The 19906-nt window shown below is 67.8% G+C and carries 16 protein-coding genes and 1 riboswitch; of the genes, 9 read left to right on the top strand and 7 right to left on the bottom strand.

The features are described from left to right. Positions 1-8 precede the first annotated feature (8 nt). Both ACYVN4_RS13135 and ACYVN4_RS13130 read right to left on the bottom strand, forming a co-directional pair. On the bottom strand, positions 9-2624 hold the full coding sequence (locus ACYVN4_RS13135; RefSeq protein WP_460720759.1) for a helix-turn-helix transcriptional regulator: 2616 nt from the start codon (positions 2622-2624) through the stop codon (positions 9-11). A gap of 65 nt (positions 2625-2689) precedes the next feature. Beyond that, the gene (locus tag ACYVN4_RS13130; protein WP_460720757.1) at positions 2690-3511 is read right to left on the bottom strand and encodes an MmyB family transcriptional regulator; all 822 of its coding nucleotides are present in this window, start codon (positions 3509-3511) and stop codon (positions 2690-2692) included. Positions 3512-3612: 101 nt separating this feature from the next. On the opposite strand from ACYVN4_RS13130, the gene ACYVN4_RS13125 reads away from it, so the two are divergent. Continuing rightward, positions 3613-4155, top strand: coding sequence for a YceI family protein (locus ACYVN4_RS13125; RefSeq protein ID WP_460720755.1), 543 nt, complete (start codon positions 3613-3615; stop codon positions 4153-4155). 69 nt (positions 4156-4224) lie between these two features. Here ACYVN4_RS13125 and ACYVN4_RS13120 read toward each other — a convergent pair whose 3' ends face one another. From ACYVN4_RS13120 to ACYVN4_RS13110, 3 genes are all read right to left on the bottom strand, one after another. Beyond that, on the bottom strand, positions 4225-5322 hold the full coding sequence (locus tag ACYVN4_RS13120) for a CaiB/BaiF CoA transferase family protein (RefSeq protein ID WP_460720753.1): 1098 nt from the start codon (positions 5320-5322) through the stop codon (positions 4225-4227). Between the two features lie 99 nt (positions 5323-5421). Continuing rightward, positions 5422-6288 (bottom strand): amidohydrolase family protein, encoded by an 867-nt coding sequence (locus tag ACYVN4_RS13115; RefSeq protein WP_460720751.1) that lies wholly within the window; start codon positions 6286-6288, stop codon positions 5422-5424. Positions 6289-6416: 128 nt separating this feature from the next. Next, positions 6417-7823, bottom strand: coding sequence for an FAD-dependent oxidoreductase (locus ACYVN4_RS13110; protein ID WP_460720749.1), 1407 nt, complete (start codon positions 7821-7823; stop codon positions 6417-6419). A 221-nt stretch (positions 7824-8044) separates the two neighbouring features. On the opposite strand from ACYVN4_RS13110, the gene ACYVN4_RS13105 reads away from it, so the two are divergent. The 5 genes from ACYVN4_RS13105 (at position 8045) to ACYVN4_RS13085 (ending at position 11512) form a co-directional block, all read left to right on the top strand. After that, complete coding sequence (locus tag ACYVN4_RS13105; protein WP_460720747.1) at positions 8045-8488, top strand: Rv0361 family membrane protein; 444 nt, start codon at positions 8045-8047, stop codon at positions 8486-8488. A gap of 62 nt (positions 8489-8550) precedes the next feature. After that, positions 8551-8666: riboswitch (SAM riboswitch) on the top strand. Between the two features lie 14 nt (positions 8667-8680). Further along, entirely contained in the window at positions 8681-9103 is a 423-nt protein-coding gene (locus tag ACYVN4_RS13100) for a rhodanese-like domain-containing protein (protein WP_379358504.1), read from the top strand. Then, positions 9100-10314, top strand: coding sequence for an O-succinylhomoserine sulfhydrylase (locus tag ACYVN4_RS13095; RefSeq protein WP_460720745.1), 1215 nt, complete (start codon positions 9100-9102; stop codon positions 10312-10314). Before ACYVN4_RS13100 ends, ACYVN4_RS13095 begins: the two co-directional genes overlap by 4 nt. Before the next feature lie 101 nt (positions 10315-10415). Beyond that, a complete protein-coding gene (locus tag ACYVN4_RS13090) occupies positions 10416-11060 on the top strand; it encodes a type 1 glutamine amidotransferase family protein (RefSeq protein WP_460720743.1) in 645 nt (214 codons plus the stop codon). Next, positions 11057-11512, top strand: a complete 456-nt coding sequence (locus tag ACYVN4_RS13085) for a MarR family winged helix-turn-helix transcriptional regulator (RefSeq protein WP_460720741.1) — start codon at positions 11057-11059, stop codon at positions 11510-11512. Before ACYVN4_RS13090 ends, ACYVN4_RS13085 begins: the two co-directional genes overlap by 4 nt. On the opposite strand, the gene ACYVN4_RS13080 is transcribed toward ACYVN4_RS13085, so the two are convergent. Next, positions 11509-12267 carry an HAD-IIA family hydrolase gene (locus ACYVN4_RS13080; protein ID WP_379359575.1) on the bottom strand — a complete coding sequence of 253 codons (759 nt, stop codon included), beginning with the start codon at positions 12265-12267 and terminating at the stop codon, positions 11509-11511. The genes ACYVN4_RS13085 and ACYVN4_RS13080 overlap by 4 nt on opposite strands. 299 nt (positions 12268-12566) lie before the next feature. Between ACYVN4_RS13080 and fgd the strand changes: the two genes are divergently transcribed. The 3 genes from fgd to ACYVN4_RS13065 all read left to right on the top strand — a co-directional run bounded on the left by fgd (position 12567) and on the right by ACYVN4_RS13065 (position 17146). Continuing rightward, positions 12567-13574 carry a glucose-6-phosphate dehydrogenase (coenzyme-F420) gene (fgd, locus tag ACYVN4_RS13075; RefSeq protein ID WP_460720739.1) on the top strand — a complete coding sequence of 336 codons (1008 nt, stop codon included), beginning with the start codon at positions 12567-12569 and terminating at the stop codon, positions 13572-13574. Between the two features lie 297 nt (positions 13575-13871). Continuing rightward, a complete protein-coding gene (gene pta / locus ACYVN4_RS13070; RefSeq protein WP_460720737.1) occupies positions 13872-15953 on the top strand; it encodes a phosphate acetyltransferase in 2082 nt (693 codons plus the stop codon). Further along, the gene (locus ACYVN4_RS13065; RefSeq protein WP_460720735.1) at positions 15950-17146 is read left to right on the top strand and encodes an acetate kinase; all 1197 of its coding nucleotides are present in this window, start codon (positions 15950-15952) and stop codon (positions 17144-17146) included. The genes pta and ACYVN4_RS13065 overlap by 4 nt, the downstream gene beginning before the upstream one ends. Positions 17147-17434: 288 nt before the next feature. On the opposite strand, the gene ACYVN4_RS13060 is transcribed toward ACYVN4_RS13065, so the two are convergent. Further along, a complete protein-coding gene (locus ACYVN4_RS13060; protein WP_460722614.1) occupies positions 17435-19864 on the bottom strand; it encodes a serine/threonine-protein kinase in 2430 nt (809 codons plus the stop codon). Positions 19865-19906: the final 42 nt, after the last annotated feature.

Here is a 19906-nt window from a genome sequence, read left to right as displayed (position 1 = left end):
GGCGGGGATCACGCCTCTGATTTGCCGGAAGATGTCCCGCCGCGCATCAATTCGGCCAAAGCCTCCCGATCGGTGACATCGAGCTTGATGCATGCCCGGTAGAGATGCCCCTCCACGGTCCGCACCGACACCGTCAGCCGGTCCGCGATCTGCCGGTTCGACAGCCCCGCCACCACCAGATTCGCGATCTCCCGTTCGCGCGCGGTGAGCGGCAACGGCTGCGCGGACTCCCGCAGCGCCGGGGTCGAGGCCCCACCGCAGGCGGCGGCCAGCCGGTTGGCGGTGGCCGCGGATTCCAGCAGCCGCCGCCGGTCCCCGGCCCGCTCGTGCGCGGAAGCCGCCTGCGCGGCCGCGTCGGCCGCCGAGAGCAATGCCCCGATCGATTCGAATTCCGCTGCGGCGGCATCCAATCCGGGCCCGTCGTGGGCCGCCACCGCGACCGCGTGCCGGGCCTGCACCTGGACCAACCGGCCGTCGATGCGGGCGGCGAGGTCCGCGAGCCGTCCGGCCACGGTGTGATCGCCGAAGCGGGCGGCGGTGTGCAATGCCATGGCCTCGACCGCATGCTGATGCGACCGAGCCGCCTGGTCGGCGGCCCCGATGGCGAGCCGGATGGCGGGTGTCGCGGTGCCTTCGGCGGCGGCCTGCATGGCCTTCGCCAATTCCATCAGCGCCCCGTAGACGGCGCTGTGCCGGCCACCCCGGAAGGTCGCCGCCGCAATGGCTTCCGCGGCATCGGCGGGCCGCCCGATCGCCGAATACGCCTCGGCCAACCGCAGTTGCGCGGGGAACATCCAGGCCGCCGCGCCCTCCGCGGTGAGCGCGGCGAGCGCCTGTTCGAGATTGTCGATGCCCTGCGGGAATTGGCCCTGCGCCACATCCACGGTGCCCTGCAGGATCTTGGCCATGCCCCAGGCCAGATATTGGCCGGGCGAGGAGAACGGATAGGGCGTACTGGCGCACCGGCGGGCGGCGTCCAGCTCACCGGTGAAGGTGAGGGCCAGCACTTCCGCGTGCGCGAACATGAAGCGGTTCAGGCCGTCGATGTGCGATTCGATGGCGTGTCCGCGGGCCGCGTATTGCCGGGCGGCGTCACCGCGACCCATCAATGCCAGCGACAGCCCGCCGCCGAACGCGGCCCAGAACACCGCCCAGGGCGGTGCGTCCGGCATGGACATGACGGGTTCGGAGAGATTGAACGCCTCTTCGATCCGGTTCTCGTTGACCGCGCACGCGGAGGCCAGACCATCGAGTGTCGCAATGATTTTCGGGTGCTTGACTCGGGTGCGCACGGATTCCAGCACCTCGTCGGCCCGGTCGGCGTCGCCCATGGACCACAGCAGGTTGGCCACCCGGGTGCTGCCCCAGCGCGCGAGCTGCACCTCGTTCATCTGGTCGGGATCGAATCCGGCCAGGGTGCGCTCGGCCTCGATGCGATGCCCTTGCCACAGCAGCGCCCGCGCCAGCAGATCCGCGGCCTCGACCCCGCCGCGTCTTTCCACGGCCGCCCGCGCGAATCGTTCTCCCAGGGGCAGATTCGCCAGGGCGATAGCGTCGGCGGCCGCCGCCTCGAACAGTTCCAGATCCGCGGATTTGTCGCTGTCCAAGGCCAATTCGGCCAGCCGGATGCGCTCGTAGGAGGAGTTGATGGGCCGATCCTTCAACGCCGAGTACAGCCGCCCGCGCAGTCGCCGCGCCGACGCAATGCCCAGCCGCCGTCGGATCACCTCACCGAACAGCGGATGGTTGTAGCGCACCAGCAGCTGGTGACTGTTCTCGACAATCCTGATGAGACCACGGGTTTCGGCGGATTCGACGGCTTCCTCGCCCGCGATCTCCGACAGCACGTCCAGGTCGATGGGCTCGCAGAAGGTGAGCAGTTCCAGTACCCGCAGCACGCTGTCGGGCATCTGTTCCACCCGATCCTCCAGCAGCGCAGCCAATTCCGAGGTGACCGCCGCGCGCCCGCGCAACTGCCACACCCCGTTGACCTGCCGCAGCGTCCCCGCCTCGAGCGCGCCTTCGACCAGGTGTCGTAGGAAAAGCGCGTTGCCGCCGGAGGATTCCCACATCAGGTTGGCGGTGAAGCCTTCGAGCTGCCCGCCCAGCATGGATTCCACCAATTCCACGCTCTGCCTTTGCGTGAACGGTTTCAGGTCCAGCCGCAGCAGGTGCCCGTCCTTCCACAGCGAGGTCACCGCGTCGGGCACCTGCACTCCGCTGCGCACGGTGCACACGATGTGGGCGGCCCGGTCGATGGCCAGTTGCAGCAGCAGGGTGGCCGAGAGTTGATCGAGCAGATGCGCGTCGTCGACGCCGATGATGGTGTGCCCGTCGGCGAGCAGCGCCTCGCGCGCCGCGGCCATGAAGGTCACCGGATCGTGGGCGGTGTACACCCCCACCATGTGCGCGAAGACGCCGAGCGGAATGCTCCGGGCGGATTCCGTCCCCGCGACCCATCGAATGTTTCCCCCGACGGCGGCGGTGGCCTGCCGCGCCAAGGTGGTTTTGCCGACCCCCGCGTCACCGGTGAGAACCGCCCCGACGAGGTCGTCGCCGGTGAGCGCCGCCCTGATCGATTCGAGCTCGTTCTCCCGTTCGACCATCGGCCAATTCCGAGCCATGGGTCAACTGTAGTGCGCCCACGCTGCCCGAGCAGGGTTTACGAAGGGCCCGGCACCTGCGGTTTTTATTCGTTGACCAGCCGTAATCCGGGGGTGCGGGCCTGTCGGCGGTCGACCAGCCAGATGGCGACGGTCTGGTCGGCGGCCGGATCCAGGGTCTCCACCTCGACCTCGACCTCGCCCCGCAGTGGGTGCTGAATCTTCAGCACGACGGTCCGGAAGTCGGTGAGCCGGTGTTCGCGCCAGCGTTGCTCGAACTCCGGATGGCGGCTCAGGGTGGTAACCACGGCCTGGACGGACTGGTCGTCCGGGAAGCGGGTGGCGGCCGCGCGCAGCGCCGAGGCGGCCATATCGGCGACCGTATCCCAGTTCTGGAAGACCTTTCTGGCGGTCGGATGCGCGAAGACGTAGATGGCGAAGTTGCCGTGCGCCTCCTCCTCGAACATGCCGAGCGGTTCGGCGAAATCGCGGAAGGAGGGGTTGCCGTGCAGCAGGTTGAGCCAGCGTCCGAGCACGAAGGCGGGTGTCGGCTGCAGCGCGTCGACGACCGCCTGGATGGTTTCCGAGACCTGTTCGCGGGCCTGTCCCGCCGACGGGCAGTTGGCCTTCTGTTCCAGGCCCAGGGCCAGCTTGCCGAAGTGGTGCTTCTCGATCTCGTTGAGCCGCAAGGCATCCGCGAGTGCGGCCAGCACGGCGGTGGAGGGGTTGCTGTCGCGTCCCTGTTCGAGCCGGGCCAGGTAGTCTGCGCTGACGCCCGCGAGCGCGGCGACCTCTTCGCGCCGCAGTCCGGGCGTGCGCCGCCGGCGACCGGACGGCAGCCCGACCTCCTCGGGCTGCAGCGCGGCGCGGCGCGCGATCAGGAACTCGGCGAATTCGGTACGGGACACCTCTCCATAGTGCCTGGTCCTGGTTCCGTTATCCCAGCCCTGCCAGTCCCCGGATAACCACGGCCTGGCTAAGCGGACCGCAGTCCACTTAATCTCATGGCATGACGACTTCCGAGCAGACCACCCTCGCCCCCGGCGCCTGGACCCTCGACGCCAACCACTCCTCGGTCAACTTCACCGTGAAGCACCTGGGCATCTCCAAGGTTCGCGGCCGCTTCAACCGCTTCGAGACCGGTTTCGTCGTGAACGACGCCGGCGAGGCGGCCATCGAGGCCACCATCTACTTCGACTCCTTCGACACCGGCAACGAGATGCGCGACGGCCACGTCCGCAGCGCCGACATCCTCGATATCGCCAACCGCCCGCACCTGACCTTCCGGGTCCCCGAGGCCGTCGCCCTCTCCCCGGAGTTCGAGGTCACCGGTGAGGCCACCATCGGCGGCGTCACCAAGCCGGTCACCCTCGACGTCGAGTGGGGCGGCGTGCAGGTCTTCCCGCAGGACAACAAGGAGCACGCCGGTTTCACCGCGTCGGGTTCCATCAAGCGCAGCGACTTCGGTGTCGCCCCCGGCATGCCGAACGCCATGCTGAGCGACAAGATCGCCATCGAGCTCGACATCCAGCTGGTTGCCCCCGGGGCCTGATCCCTCCGCTTCGGAAAGTCAACGCCCCCTGTGGAATCCACAGGGGGCGCTCGGCTGTCTCGGGAAAGATCAGTCGGCCCAGACGGTTTCGATCGGGGTGCCCGCGTTCGGCGGCGGGGTCGGCACGGCCGCCGGGGTGCGCGAGAAGCGCGGGGCCGGGGCGTGCTGCACGACCCCGTCGATCTCGACCAGCCCGGTCCGGGCCTGGATGTGCGGATTCTGTTCCGCCTCGGTGAAAGTCAGCACGGGGGTGGTGCAGGCGTCGGTGTTCTCGAAGATCGCCCACCACTCGTCGCGGGTCTTGGTCTTGAACTTCTCGGTGAACAGCTTGCGCAGCTGATCCTGGCCCGCCGGGTCGAGCTGGTGCGGCAGCCCCTCCGGCGAGATCTCCAGGCCGACAAGCAGTTCCGCGTAGAACTGCGGTTCGATGCAGCCCACCGCCATGTATTTGCCGTCGGAGGTCTCGTAGGTGTCGTAGAAGGCCATGCCGGTGTCGAGCAGATTGGTGCCGCGCTCATCCGACCACAGGCCCATGCCCTTCATGCCCCAGATCATGTGCGAGAGGGCCAGCGCCCCATCGATCATGGCCGAGTCGATGACCTGGCCCTTGCCGGAGTTCTGCCGCTCCACCAGCGCGGCCAGAATGCCGAAGACCAGGAACATGGAGCCGCCGCCGAAGTCGCCGACCATGTTCAGCGGCGGCACCGGCCGTTCGCCCTTGCGGCCGATGGCATTCAGCACGCCGGTCAGCGAGATGTAGTTGATGTCGTGCCCGGCGCGGTCGGCCAGCGGACCGTACTGGCCCCAGCCGGTCATGCGGCCGTAGACCAGGCGCGGATTGCGTTCCAGCGCGGCGTCGGGCCCCAGTCCCATGCGCTCGGTGACGCCGGGCCGGAAGCCCTCGATGAGCACGTCGGCCTTCTCGATGAGCCCGAGCACCTTCTCGATGTCGGCCGGATCCTTGAGATTGGCCTCGACGATGGTGCGGCCGCGCCACTGCGGGCGTTCCATGAATCCGGGGAACTGTCCCGGCCGCTGCACCCGCACCACGTCCGCGCCGAGATCGGCGAGCAGCAGTGCCGCGTGCGGACCGGGGCCGATGCCGGCCAGTTCAACAACCCGGACGCCCGCGAGCGGGCCCTGCTTGGCGGTGGATGGAGTGCTCACGCCCTACCTCGGTTCATCGTCGAATCCAGTGCACCGGGCCACCTGGCCGGTGTTGACGTACTGACAATAACGCGGAACCGGGGAACGGCCGAGGGGGGATCAGTGATCCACGATGGGGAGCGGGAGGGTGTCCGGGGGCGGGAGTTTGGGCAGCTCCGAGCGCGGCAGCCGCAGCGTCGGCAGCTCACCGGCGGCCATCCGCATGGTCGGGTCCTCGAGCGCGCGCTCCTTGGCGGGCAGCCCGTAGAAGGTCCGGGCGTTGTCCTCGAGCACCCGATGCAGGTCCGAGCCGACGGCATCGCCGAGCACCGAGAGGTCGGTGTCGCGGAACGGCCGTCCCGCGCGGGTGCCGGGCAGGTCGGTGCCGAACATCAGCGCCTCGGGATTGACGGTGTGGATCTTGCGCAGCGCCGAGCCCACATTCATCGACACCCGCCCGAAGCCGGACGCCTTCACCTTCGCGCCTCGATCGACCAGGTTGAGCAGGTACGGCAGGCAGTCGTCGGACATGCCCAGATGGTCGATGGACAGCTTGGGCAGTTTGGTGATGACCGGTTCCAGCGAACCCAGCATGGTTCCGTCGATATAGAGCTCCACATGCCAACCGGCCAGTTCGTAGGCCCGCAGCGCCAGCATGGTGAGCCCGACGATGTCCCCGCCGGCGCGCTTGAGGTTGAACCGGATGGCTCGCACCCCGGCCCGGTTCAGGTCGATGATCTGCTGGTCGGGGGCGTCCACCGGGAGCATGGTGACGCCCACCCAGCCCTCGCCGAGCGCGTCCAGCGCCGCCAATAGATAGCTCTGATCGGTGCCCTGGAAGGACCCGCTGACCACGGCACCACCGTCGATATCGAAGCGGGACATGCGCTTGCGATAGTCGGCGATGGTGTACGGGTCGGGCAGGTAGCCCTCGTTCTCGACCAGCGGGAACCGCGGATCGAAGATGTGGAGATGGGCATCGAACACGTGATCAGCATGCCTCAGAACGGTGACATGTGTGGACAACCTTGTCCGACAAGCGGATTCGCGCTGGTCAGGGCATCCTGTCCAGCGCTGATCCGGAAATCCCGACGGGTCGGGAAACCTTGTCGGGCTCAGAGCACCTTGTCGGGCTCGGAGGCGGCGAGCATCTCGTCGCGCTCGACGACCTTGACCCGCTCGCGGCCCTGCGGCTCGCCCAGCGCGCGCTCGTGCGCGTCGAGGCGGTACCAGCCGGCCCAGGTGGTGAACGGAATGCCCTTGCCCTCGAGGAACTCGGTGACGGCCTCACGCTCCGGCCGCGGGGCCGGGACGAAGTTCGCGGCATCGTCGAGCAGGCAGGCGATGGTCTCGTTGGCGTCGCCCTTGGTGTGGCCGATGAGGCCGACCGGGCCGCGCTTGATCCAGCCGGTCACGTAGGTGGCGGGCGCATAGCGATCCGCGCCGTCCGCGTCCTCGTCGACCAGAACGCGGCCGGCCTCGTTGGGGACGGTTCCGGCCTGGTCGTCGAAGGGCAGGGCCGGGATGTTCTGCGACAGGTAGCCGACCGCGCGGTACACGGCCTGGATGTCCCAGTCCTTGAACTCGCCGGTGCCCTTGCAGTTTCCGGTGCCGTCGAGCTGGGTGCGCTCGGTGCGCAGGCCCACGACCTTGCCGTCCTCGCCCAGGATCTCCGAGGGGTTCTCGAAGAAGTGCAGGAACAGCTTGTGCGGGCGGTTGCCGACATCGCGAATGGCCCACTGCTCCAACGTGTTGCAGATCATGTCGACCTGCTTGGAGTGCCGGCGGGCGGCCTCGGAGCCCTCGTCGTAGTCGATGTCCTCGGGATCGACGATGACCTCGATGGTCGGCGAGTGGTCGAGTTCGCGCAGCTCGAGCGGGGTGAACTTGGCCTGCGCGGGACCACGACGGCCGAAGACGTGGACCTCGAGCGCCTTGTTGGCCAGTAGGCCCTCGTAGACGTTCGGCGGGATCTCGGTCGGCAGCAGCTCGTCACCGGTCTTGGCCAGCACGCGTGCCACATCCAGGGCGACATTGCCGACGCCGAGCACGGCGACCTTCTCCGCCTCCAGCGGCCAGGTGCGCGGCACGTCCGGGTGGCCGTCGTACCAGGACACGAAGTCCGCGGCGCCGAAGGAGCCGTCGAGCTCGATGCCCGGAACCTCCAGGGCGCGGTCGGCATTGGCGCCGGTGGAGAAGATGACCGCGTCGTAGAACTGACGCAGGTCCTCGAGGGTGATGTCGACGCCGTAGTCGATATTGCCCAGCAGGCGCACCTGGTCCTTGTCGAGGACCTTGTGCAGCGCGGTGATGATGCCCTTGATGCGCGGGTGGTCGGGTGCCACGCCGTAGCGGATCAGGCCGAAGGGCGCGGGCATGCGCTCGTACAGATCGATGCTGACCCCGTCGAACCCGGCGGGTGCGTCGGACTTCATCAAGGCATCGGCGGCATAGATACCGGCCGGTCCTGCGCCCACGATCGCAATGCGTAGCGGGCGGGTCGCTGCACTCTGTTCGGTCATTTTTCCGCGCACCCTTTGGGTCGAAACTAACTTGCCGTCAAAACTTAGCCGTCGTTCTTAGCTTAGGCTAAGTTGACGCCCTGGCTTCGGTGACCATCGTCGGCCCCCGACGCTGCAGCGTTGCTGCGTTGTCCTGCTATTCCCGCGCCTGGGGCGGAAATTCTGCTGATTCTATGCGATGGCTTTCCGGGTCCCTCGCACCGACCAGGCATGATCTACCCATGAGCGACGCCGAGGAGACAGCCGAGGAGACAGTCCAGTTCGATCAGAACGAGACGCGGAGCATGTGGCCGTTCCTGGTCGCGGCCGGTCTCATCGCGTTCGTGATCCTGGGCATCGTGATCGCCACGCTGGTGTCGCCGGTTGAGAAGAATGTCACAGATACCGATCGGCTCTCGGCGCCCGCGGGCAACTTCATCAAGTACCGCAGCGACAACGGCAAGTACGAACCGAGCTTGGCCTGCAAGGGATTCGACGAGAACACCTCGCCGCTCAAGATCGCCGTCGAGACCGGCGGCCCGATCAGCTTCGACGCGCTGAAGGATCCCGTCATCGACGGCGACAAGGCCACAGCGCAGGTCAGTTTCAGCGCCGGTGGCGCCCAGACCACCTCGACCTGGCACTTCACCAAAGAGAATTCTCGCTGGTTGGTCTGCAGTTCGTGACAAGGTCCGAAGTCCGGCGAAGCGTTTGACACGAGTGCCGGTTTTTCGGCACTCTCATCCCAGGTCATGAGTATCAGCGCCAAGCCCCGGCTCGCTGATCGGCAACCCTCCTCCGCGGTGGGGTGCTCCGGGTGACGACCTGGCCACGCACCGAGCAGCGGTGCGGCAAGTGCGGATTCACAGGAGGTACAGGTGAACTACGCGGGTGACATCACGCCGAAGCAAGCGTGGGAGTTGTTGCGCGACAATCCGGATGCGGTGCTGGTGGATGTCCGCACCGAGGCGGAATGGCGTTTCGTCGGGGTGCCCGACACCAATGGCATCGGCCGGCCGACCGCGCTGATCGAATGGGTGGACGCCACCGGCGCGCCCAACGCACGGTTCGTGGACCAGTTGCGGCAGGCGCTCGCCGCCCGCCCGCAGGATTCGGACGCACCGGTCCTGTTCATCTGCCGCTCGGGTCAGCGCTCCATCGGCGCGGCCACCGCGGCCACCACCGTCGGCATCTCCCCGTCCTTCAATGTGGTCGACGGGTTCGAGGGTGCGCTCGACGGTCAGGGTCATCGCGGCAGCACCGGCTGGCGCGCCGACGGACTTCCGTGGAGGCAGTCATGATCACCGGCGGTTCCTTCGACAAGCCGCTCCCCGAGGGCGTCGGCCCGGCCACGCAGGCCGTGCGCGGCGGCACCCGGCGTTCCGGCTTCGACGAGACCTCCGAGGCGCTGTTCCTCAATTCGGGTTTCGTCTACGAGAGCGCCGAGGCGGCCGAAGCCTCGTTCACCGGCGATATCCAGCACTTCGTCTACTCCCGCTACGGCAACCCGACGGTCGCCATGTTCGAGGAGCGGCTGCGCCTGATCGACGGCGCCGAAGCCTGTTTCGCGACCGCCTCGGGCATGTCCGCGGTGTTCACCGCGCTGGGTGCGCTGGTGGGCGCCGGTGACCGGCTGGTCGCGGCGCGCAGCCTGTTCGGCTCCTGCTTCGTGGTGGCCAACGAGATCCTGCCGCGCTGGGGCGTGGAGACCGTCTTCGTCGACGGCGAGGATCTGGACCAGTGGGAGCAGGCGCTGTCGGTGCCGACCACCGCGGTCTTCTTCGAGACCCCGTCGAACCCGATGCAGACCCTTACCGATGTGCGCGCGGTCTCCGATCTCGCGCACGCGGCGGGCGCGAAGGTGGTGCTGGACAACGTCTTCGCCACCCCGCTGCTGCAGCGCGGCTTCGATCTGGGCGCGGACATCACCGTCTACTCGGGCACCAAGCACATCGACGGCCAGGGCCGGGTGCTCGGCGGCGCGATCCTGGGACCGCAGGACTACATCGACGGCCCGGTCAAAAACCTTATGCGCCACACCGGTCCGGCGCTGAGCCCGTTCAATGCCTGGACGCTGCTCAAGGGCCTCGAGACCATGCCGCTGCGGCTGCGTCAGTCGGTGGATTCGGCGCTGAAGATCGCGCAGTTCCTGGAGGATCACCCGGCCGTGGCGTGGGTGAAGTACCCCTTCCTGTCTTCGCACCCGCAGTACGAGCTGGCCAAGCGGCAGATGTCGGGCGGCGGCACGGTGATCACCTTCGAGCTGAAGGCTCCCGAGAACGAGGCCAAGAAACGCGCTTTCGAGGTGCTCAACCGCTTGCGCATCATCGACATCTCCAACAACCTCGGTGACGCGAAGACCCTGATCACCCACCCGGCCACCACCACGCACCGCGCGATGGGCCCGGAAGGCCGTGCGGCCGTGGGCATTACTGACGGGGTCGTGCGCATCTCCATCGGCCTGGAAGACGTTGAAGACCTGCTGGGCGACCTGGACCACGCCCTGAGCTGACGAATATCGACATGGCCGGAACCCAGCGGGTTCCGGCCATTTGTCGTTTCCGGGGGGCCCAACCATTGACAGTATGCTGTCAAATATGACAGCATACTGTCATGATAAAAACAGTTCACATGGCCGTGTACGACACCTTCTCGGACTGGGAGGTCGGGCACGCCACCGCGCACATCAACCGCGAGCTGTGGCACCGTGAGCCCGGCACGTGGCAGGTGAAAACCGTTGGGGTCAGCGCTGATCCGGTCACCTCGATGGGCGGCATGCGGATCCTGCCCGACGTCGTCCTGGCGGATCTGCAGCCCGCCGACAGCGCGATGCTGATCCTGCCCGGCCTCGCGACCGAGTTCGATCCGGCGAGTCCGATCACGGCTTTCGCGGCCAAGGCCCGGGAGTTGCTGGCCGCCGGGGTCCCGGTCGCGGCCATCTGCGGCGCGACCTTCGGGCTGGCGCGCGCGGGCCTGCTCGACGATCGGCCCCACACCAGCAATGACCCGGGATACCTTGCCGCCAGCGGGTATTCGGGTGGCGCGCACTACGTCCCCGAACCGGCCGTGACCGACGGCGATCTCATCACCGCGACGGGCACGAAGCCGGTGGAGTTCGCCCGGGAGATCTTCGCCCGCCTGGACATCTACGAGCCCGAGGTGCTCGCGGCCTGGTACAAGCTGTACGGAAACAATGATCCCGCCGGGTTCTACGAGCTGTTCGAATACGAGCAGCGTCGCGCGGCGGCGGGGCGATGACTCGCACCGATCAGCAACTCTTCGCCACCGCGGCGGTCACCTCGTTCAAGTTGAACGGCCAATTCCTCGCGGTCGCCGAGGAATTGGCCAAACCCGCGGGGATCACCGTGGCGTGGTGGCAGGTGCTGGGCGCGGTGATCCGCGAGCCCTTGCCGGTTGCGGGCATCGCGCGCGAGATGGGCATCACCCGCCAGAGCGTGCAGCGGGTGGCGGATCTGCTGGTGGACAAGGGATTCGCCGAGTATCGGCCGAATCCGGCGCATCGCCGGGCCAAGCTGGTGGCCATCACCGATGCGGGGTACGGCGCGGTGCGGCAGATCGATCCCCAGCATGCGGCCTTCGCGAAACGACTGGTGGCGCAGGTCGGTTCGGAGGAGCTGGCGCGCATCGTGGACGCGCTGACGACCCTGTCGGTCGCCCTCGAAGCGCTCGAGGGCGACCGCACGGATTAGGGCGCGAACGGGTCCTTGGTCTTGCCGACCAGGGCGGCGACCGACGGCAGGATGGTGGTCGGGCGGTAGGGGAACTGCTCGACCAGGGCGGGGGTGGAGATGCCGGTGGTGACGAGGATGGTGCGCATGCCCGCTTCGAGGCCGGCGATGACGTCGGTGTCCATCCGGTCGCCGATCATGACGGTGGACAGCGAGTGTGCACCGATGCGGCGCAGCGCCGAACGCATCATCAGCGGGTTGGGCTTGCCGACGTAGTAGGGCTTGCGGCCGGTGGCCTGGGTGATGAGGGCCGCGACCGAGCCGGTGGCGGGCAGGATGCCCTCGCGGGAGGGGCCGGTGGCGTCCGGATTGGTGGCGATGAAGCGCGCGCCCGCCGCGACCAGCCGAATAGCGGTGGTGATGGCTTCGAAAGAATAGGTGCGGGTTTCGCCGAGCACCACGTAGTCCGGCTCGGAATCGGTGAGGATGTAACCGATTTCGTGCAGTGCGGTGGTGAGGCCGGATTCGCCGACCACGTAGGCGGTGCCGCCGGGGCGCTGGTCGTTGAGGAAGGTGGCGGTCGCCAGCGCGGAGGTCCAGATCGACTCGACGGGGATCTCGAGGCCGGTGTGCTTGAGCCGGGCCTGGAGGTCGCGCGCGGTGTAGATCGAGTTGTTGGTGAGCACCAGGAACGGAATGTCGTTGTCGCGCAATTCGGCGAGGAACTTGTCGGCTCCCGGAACCATGTGATTCTCGTGTACGAGGACGCCGTCCATGTCCGTGAGATAGCTGAGGATCGGTTCTGCGCTCGAGTTGGTCACGTGCGTATTCTCCGCTATCCCCGGACCGAACGCTCATATATTCCTGCTCTGATTGACCGGACGACCGGTCTCATCCCCGGAATACGGTCCCCCGACCCGGGGTTCGAGGACTTGGGTGTGACCCCTGCCGCACCGCCTCCCACCACGGGACCTAGGGTGCGAGGTAAGTCCGTTTGCGGCGTCATGAGTCGCAGGCGACCGGCGGGAGGTTGGCCCGCACAACCCAAGCGCAGCAAGGCGACAGGAGTGCCCAGGTGAAAGACCTCAAGCTCGGTTACAAGGCGTCCGCGGAGCAGTTCGGCCCGCGCGAACTGGTGGAGCTCGCGGTGGAGGCGGAGGCGCACGGCCTCGACTCCGCGACCGTCTCCGACCATTTCCAGCCCTGGCGGCACAATGGCGGCCACGCCCCGTTCTCGCTGGCCTGGATGACCGCGGTGGGCGAGCGCACCAACCGTATTCAACTCGGCACCTCGGTGCTGACCCCGACCTTCCGCTACAACCCGGCGGTCGTCGCACAAGCCTTCGCGACCATGGGCTGCCTGTACCCGGACCGGATCATGCTGGGCGTGGGCTCGGGCGAGGCGCTCAACGAGATCGCGACCGGCTACATCGGCGAATGGCCGGAGTTCAAGGAGCGTTTCGCGCGCCTGCGCGAATCCGTGGATCTCATGCGGGCCCTGTGGACCGGTGAGCGCGTGGACTGGGAAGGCCAGTACTACAAGACCGTCGGCGCTTCCATCTACGACGTGCCCAAGAACGGCATCCCGGTCTACATCGCGGCCGGCGGCCCGCTGGTGGCCCGCTACGCCGGTCGCGCCGGTGACGGTTTCATCTGCACCTCCGGCAAGGGCATGGACCTCTACACCGAGAAGCTGATGCCCGCCGTCGCCGAGGGCGCGGCGAAGGTCGGCCGCACGGTCGACGATATCGACCGGATGATCGAGATCAAGATCTCCTACGACACCGATCCCGTTCTGGCGCTGGAGAACACGCGCTTCTGGGCCCCGCTGTCGCTGACCGCCGAGCAGAAGCACTCCATCACCGACCCGATCGAGATGGAGGCCGCCGCGGACGCGCTGCCGATCGAGCAGATCGCCAAGCGCTGGATCGTGGCCAGCGATCCGGACCAGGCCGTCGAGCAGATCAAGCCGTACCTGGACGCGGGCCTCAATCACCTGGTCTTCCACGCGCCGGGTCACGACCAGCGTCGCTTCCTGGATCTGTTCCAGAGCGATCTGGCCCCGCGCCTGCGCGCGCTGTGACCCACCTCGTCATCCCGGCACGTTTTTGGCCGGGATCCACACCCGCGGCGCATCAGCCTCGTCGTGTGGATTCCGGCCAAAAGCACGCCGGAATGACGAGGTAAATCCGGCCTCCGAGCGGGACATATGTCATGTGATTGCAGTCTCCCGCGCCCGGGGCGAGGCATGGGCGCGGCGGGAAACGGCCGGTAGAACGGGTCTTGACGAACTGATAGCGAATGTGCATAACCAAACGCGCTTGACGTGTTGCCACGCCGACGCGGAAATCGGCCAATAACGGTCGGTAGGCTTTCGCTCATGGCTGCCACACCGGTTTCCAGTGTGTACATCGCGTCCCCCGAGGGCGACACCGGCAAGTCGACGGTGGCGCTCGGTGTCCTTCAGGCGCTCGCCGCGACCACCCCCCGCGTGGGCGTGTTCCGGCCGATCACCCGTTCCGCGAGCGGACGCGATTACATCCTCGAACTCCTCCTCGAACATTCCACCTCCGATGTCGACTACGACCAGGCGGTCGGGGTGACTTACGAACAGGTGCACGAGGATCCGGACGCTGCGATCAGCGAGATCGTGATGCGCTATCACGCCGTCGCCAAGCAGTGCGACGCCGTGCTCATCGTCGGCTCCGACTACACCGATGTCGCCAGCCCCTCCGAACTGCGCTACAACGCGCGCATCGCGGTCAACCTCGGCGCGCCCGTGCTGCTGGTGGTGCGCGGAATCGGCCGCACCTCCGACGAATTGGGGCAACTGGTCGAGCTGTGCCGCGGCGAACTGAACGCCGAGCACGCCAAGCTGGTGGCCGTCATCGCCAACCGCTGCGAGCCCGAGCAGATCGAGGCAGACGCCGAAGTCCTGAAAAAGGTTGCGGCCGTACCGTCCTGGGCGCTGCCCGAGGTGCCGCTGCTGCAGGCCCCGACCATGGAGGAGCTGCGCGACGCGATCGGCGGCGAACTCTACAGCGGCGACCCGGAACTCATGCAGCGCGAGGCCCTCGATGTGATCGTCGGCGGCATGACCGCCGAACACATTCTCGAGCGCCTCACCGACGGCGTCGCCGTGATCACTCCGGGCGACCGCTCCGACGTGCTGCTCGCCCTGGTGAACGCCCATGAGGCGGAAGGCTTCCCGTCGCTGGCGGGCATCATCATGAACGGCGGCATGCTGCCCGAGCCGTCCATTGCCCGGCTGATGGCGGGCCTCAAGCCCAAGCTGCCGATCCTGTCCACCGATCTGGGCACCTTCGAGACCGCCAAGGCCACCGCTCTCACCCGCGGCCGGGTCTCGCTCTCCAGCATCCGCAAGGTGGACACCGCGCTGGCGGTGATGGAGGAGCGGGTCGATCCGCGAGAACTGCTGCGGCAGATCGAGGTTCCGATCCCGAACATCGTCACCCCGCAGATGTTCGAGTACCAGCTCATCGAGCGGGCCCGCAATGATCGCAAGCGCATCGTGCTGCCCGAGGGCGACGACGACCGCATCCTGCGGGCCGCCGGCCGCGTGCTGCAGCGCAAGATCGCCGATCTGACCATCCTCGGCGAGGAGGCCGCGATTCGCGGTCGCGCCGCCGAACTCGGCGTGGATATCGACGCCGCCGAGGTGCTCGACCCCAAGACCTGCCCGCTGCGTGACGAATTCGCCGAGGAATACGCCCGGCTGCGCTCGCACAAGGGCATGACGGTGGACCGCGCCCGCGAATTCATGGCCGACATCTCGTATTTCGGCACCATGATGGTGCACATGGGGGTCGCCGACGGCATGGTGTCGGGTGCGGCGCACACCACCGCGCACACCATCCGGCCGTCGTTCGAGATCATCAAGACGACGCCGGGCGTGTCCACGGTGTCGAGCGTCTTCCTCATGTGTCTCGCGGATCGGGTTCTGGTGTACGGCGATTGCGCCGTGGTGCCGGATCCGACCCAGGAGCAGCTGGCGGATATCGCGGTCTCCTCCGCGCTCACCGCCGCCCAGTTCGGCATCGACCCGCGGGTCGCCATGCTGTCGTACTCGACCGGTGAATCCGGCTCCGGCGCGGATGTGGACAAGGTCCGCGCCGCCACCCACCTGGTGCACGAGCGTGCCCCGGAGTTGTTGGTGGAGGGCCCGATTCAGTACGACGCCGCCATCGAACCGGCGGTCGCCAAGACCAAGCTGCCCAATTCCGAGGTGGCCGGTCAGGCTACGGTCTTCATCTTCCCGGACCTCAATACCGGGAACAACACCTATAAAGCGGTGCAGCGCAGCGCCGGAGCCGTGGCCATCGGGCCCGTGCTGCAGGGTCTGCGCAAGCCGGTCAACGACCTCTCGCGCGGCGCTCTCGTCGCGGACATCGTCAACACCGTTGCCATCACCGCCATTCAAGCCCAACAGGAGGCGCAATGAAGGTACTGGTGATCAACTCCGGTTCCTCGTCCATCAAATACCAGCTGCTGGAACCCGAGTCGGCCGACGTGGTCGCCTCCGGCGTCGTGCAGCGCATCGGTGAGGACGTCGAGAGCGACGTCGTGACCGTCGAACACAAGTGCGGCGGAGAGACTTTCGAGTACCGGGGCCCGCTCGCCGATCACGCGGCGGGGCTGCACGTGGTGTTCGATCTGTTCAGCGCCTCGGGCCAGGATCTGGCGCACGCCGATCTGGGCGCGGTCGGGCACCGGGTGGTGCACGGCGGCGAGGTCTTCTACCGGCCCACGCTGATCGACGACGACGTGGTCAAGGCCATCATCGACCTGTCTTCGCTGGCCCCGCTGCACAATCCGCCGAACGTCATCGGTATCGAGTCCGCGCGGGCGCTGCTGCCGGACGTGCCGCAGGTCGCGGTGTTCGACACCGCCTTCTTCCACGAGCTGCCCGCCGCCGCCAAGACCTACGCCATCGACGCGGAAACCGCTGCCGCGCACGGCATTCGCAAGTACGGCTTCCACGGCACCTCGCACGACTACGTGTCCGCGCAGGCCGCCGCGTTCCTCGGCAAGGACCGCTCCGAGCTGAACCAGATCGTGCTGCACCTCGGCAACGGCGCGTCGGCCTCGGCCATTCGCGCGGGCAAGGCGGTGGACACCACCATGGGTCTGACCCCGCTGGAGGGCCTGGTCATGGGCACCCGGTCCGGGGATCTGGATCCGGGCATCATCTTCCACCTGATCCGTACCGCGGGCATAGGGGTGGACGAGGTGGACGCCCTGCTCAACCGGCATTCCGGCATCAAGGGCATCTCCGGGGTGAACGACTTCCGGGAGCTGGGGCAGCTCATCGAAACCGGCCATCCCACCGCGACTTTGGCGTTCGACGTCTACATCCACCGGCTGCGCCGCTACCTCGGCGCATATCTGATCGACCTGGGCAAGGTGGATGCCATCACCTTCACCGCCGGTGTCGGCGAGAACGACGCCAAGGTCCGCGCGGCCGCGCTGGCGGGGCTGGAGAACTACGGCATCAAGATCGACACGGCCCGCAATACCGCGAAAGATCGCTCGGCCCGGCGCATTTCGACTGACGATTCCGCGATCGAGGTGCTGGTCGTGCCGACGAATGAGGAGCTCGCGATCGCCCGGGCCTCCGCCGAACTGGTCGGCTAGGAAGTCCCCGTCATTCCGGCGTGCTTTTGGCCGGAATCCACCACTGTGAGCGTTGGATCCCGGCCAAGAACATGCCGGGATGACGGGGCTGGTGGCCTTCACGAAAACATCACGATGCGATTGGCATTGTGAGAGCCGGACCTGGGAACCTCCCCCGGTCCACCCAACCGGAACCCGTGTCGCACCACGCACAACTGCGGTAGGGATCGTCAATTCCCTCGCCGATCCCGCCGTTCTCAGGCTGCCCCCGAGATCACCGCAGGCGACACGGGACTCCTCCGGTTTCTTCTAGAACCAGGATTTGGCGCGCACCGCGTTGGCCAGATCGACCAGCGCGTAGCGATGCGTGCGCGCGGGCGCGGAGCGCGCCAGCCCACGCAGCCCGGTCTCGATGCCGCGCCGCAGATCCCGCTCGGTGAACGGCGACCCGAACAGCTTGGAGCTGGGGGATTTCGGCCGCTTCCCGGCCTGCACCCAGCCCAGCGCGATGCCCAGCGTGAGAATCCGCAACTGCGCCGCGCGCCCCTCCCCGGGCGGCAGATTCTGCACTCGCGCCGCCGCCACCTGCAGCGTCGACTCGTCCAGATCCGCGGCGGGCGCGCAGGTCAGCAGCATGAGAATGGCCGTCATGCGGGCTTCGGAGTAATGGCGTGAGGCGGGCGGCACCTGATCGAGCGCGTGTACGGCCGCGGTGATGTTCCCCGCCGCCGCCAGCTGCCGCGCCAGTCCGAAGGCCGCGCTCACCACACCCCGGTCGGTGCGCCACACCGTGGCGTAGTAGTTCTCGGCGTAGGCCCGCCACTCCTCGGGATCGGGTGAATCCCAGTGCTGCAGAATGAGTTCCGCGGTGGCGGCCAAGGCCAGCTTGGGTGCGATCTCGCCGGGCAGCGCCTCGAGCACCGAGTTGAAGCGGGCGAAGGCTCGCTCGTATTCCAGTTCCAGCAGCTCGGTCATGCCCAAATACCAGTCGATCCGCCAGTCCGGGGCTGGTGGCTGCGGCTCGTCGCCGAGCCGGTCCAGCAGCATGCGGGCGGCCGCGGGCTCGTTCAGGTCCAGGTGAGCGCGGGCCTCGGCCAGCGTCACCTCCATCTCGAAGGTCTCGGGCGCGCCGCCGGGTTCGGCCGCCGCGCGCTGCCGGGCGTGCCGCAGTTCGTCGAGGGCGTGCCGGGGTTCGGGGTGGGCCGCGCCCGCCAGCAGCGGCGCGGACGGATCCCCGGAATCGATGATCGGCACCGGCAGCGCCGCCACCACGTCACCGGGCTGCAGCAGGGTGTCGCGGGGGATGCCGTCGATGATGCCGTCCGTCTGCGCGATCAGCTCGCCGGTGCCGAAACTGGTGCGTGGCGGGCTGAACAGGGTCGACAGCTGCGGATGCTCGTTGCCGGTCTCGACGGCCAGGATCTCGCGCAGCACGCCGGTGAGCTGGGTGCCCAGCAGCCGCGCGGACGCGAAGCGGCGCTCCGGGTCCGGGTGGGTGGCGCGCAGCAGCAGTCGGTAGAGGAACTGGTGCCGGGCCAGCACCGGCTCGTCCTTGGGGTCGGGGATGCCGTCGGTGTACGCGCCGCGCTCCATCGGCAGCTGCAGGGTGAGCACGGCCAGGGTGCGCCCGGCGGTGTAGATGTCGGAGGCCACCGTGGGTCCGGTGTGCGCGATCTCCGGCGCCTGATATCCCCTGGTGCCGTACAGGTTTCCGTACGCCTCGAACTGGCTGACCGCACCCATGTCGATGAGTTCCACCCGATCGGTGGTGATCATGATGTTGTCGGGCTTGAGATCGTTGTAGGCCAGCCCCACCGAATGCAGATAGTCCAGGGCCGGAAGGATTTCCAGCAGGTACGCGATGGCCTCGGTGACCGGCATCCGGTCGGGCGCATAGTGATCGAGCAGATCGCGCAGCGAATGCCCGCCCACGTACTCCATCACGATGAATCCGATGGGCGTCCCATCCGCGCTCGCGTGTTCCACGAAATTGTGGATCTTCACGATGCTCGGGTGCGCCACCTCGGCCAGGAACTGCCGCTCGGCCACCGCGACCGCCTGGGCCTCGGCGTCACCGGCGTGCAACAGGCCCTTGAGCACCACCCAGCGGTCGCTGACATTGCGGTCGATGGCCAGATAGATCCAGCCCAGCCCGCCGTGCGCAATGCAGCCCTGGATCTCGTACTGCCCCGCGACGCGTTCGCTGGGATGCAGCGAGGGTCGGAAATCGTAAGGCGCACCGCAGGTTTGGCAGGTGCCCGCGGTCGTCGACGGCCGGGTCGGCGTGGCCCGCCCGACCGGTTTGCCGCAGCGCCAGCAGAACCGCCGACCCTCGGCCACCACCGGATCGTCGAGCACCGCCGCTTCCGGATCCACCGGTTCGACCGTGGGAATCGGCACCAGCCCGGCGCCCAGCCGCCGCACCACCGGCCGCGGTCGCGTCATCCGTGCGGTCCGCTGGGACGGCCGGGTGGGCGTGCGCGGTTCGCCCTCCGCACCCGGGGCCGCCGCCGCATTGCTCGAAATGTCCGGCAGACCAGCAGGTTCGGCGACCGCTGGCGGCCTCTCCGCCTCGCGCGGGGTCATCTCGGTGCGCTGCGTGGCCTCGGTTTGCTCGGCTTCCGTGCTGTCACCGGCGGGTTCGGGCCGCGTCGTGATCTCGGTGCGCACCGGCCAGTGCGGGCCCGCGGCCTCGGTCCGGGCGACCGCCTGGGTGCCATCCGAATGCGGGCGCGGCATCGACGAAGTCGCCTGTGCCGCATCGTCCTGCGCCAGTTCCTC

It is taken from the genome of Nocardia heshunensis, assembly GCF_054782115.1.
The sequence above is the reverse complement of the archived record's forward strand: the minus strand, read 5'-3'. Positions and strand labels throughout refer to the sequence as shown.

Excerpts from the sequence above, each read along its gene's own strand:
- ACYVN4_RS13135 (WP_460720759.1), bottom strand. The coding sequence starts at position 2,624 with ATGGCTCGGAATTGGCCGATGGTCGAACGGGAGAACGAGCTCGAATCG.
- ACYVN4_RS13125 (WP_460720755.1), top strand. The coding sequence starts at position 3,613 with ATGACGACTTCCGAGCAGACCACCCTCGCCCCCGGCGCCTGGACCCTC.
- ACYVN4_RS13110 (WP_460720749.1), bottom strand. The coding sequence starts at position 7,823 with ATGACCGAACAGAGTGCAGCGACCCGCCCGCTACGCATTGCGATCGTG.
- ACYVN4_RS13105 (WP_460720747.1), top strand. The coding sequence starts at position 8,045 with ATGAGCGACGCCGAGGAGACAGCCGAGGAGACAGTCCAGTTCGATCAG.
- ACYVN4_RS13095 (WP_460720745.1), top strand. The coding sequence starts at position 9,100 with ATGATCACCGGCGGTTCCTTCGACAAGCCGCTCCCCGAGGGCGTCGGC.
- ACYVN4_RS13090 (WP_460720743.1), top strand. The coding sequence starts at position 10,416 with ATGATAAAAACAGTTCACATGGCCGTGTACGACACCTTCTCGGACTGG.
- ACYVN4_RS13085 (WP_460720741.1), top strand. The coding sequence starts at position 11,057 with ATGACTCGCACCGATCAGCAACTCTTCGCCACCGCGGCGGTCACCTCG.
- ACYVN4_RS13080 (WP_379359575.1), bottom strand. The coding sequence starts at position 12,267 with ATGGACGGCGTCCTCGTACACGAGAATCACATGGTTCCGGGAGCCGAC.
- pta (WP_460720737.1), top strand. The coding sequence starts at position 13,872 with ATGGCTGCCACACCGGTTTCCAGTGTGTACATCGCGTCCCCCGAGGGC.
- ACYVN4_RS13065 (WP_460720735.1), top strand. The coding sequence starts at position 15,950 with ATGAAGGTACTGGTGATCAACTCCGGTTCCTCGTCCATCAAATACCAG.
- ACYVN4_RS13060 (WP_460722614.1), bottom strand. The coding sequence starts at position 19,864 with ATGCCGCGCCCGCATTCGGATGGCACCCAGGCGGTCGCCCGGACCGAG.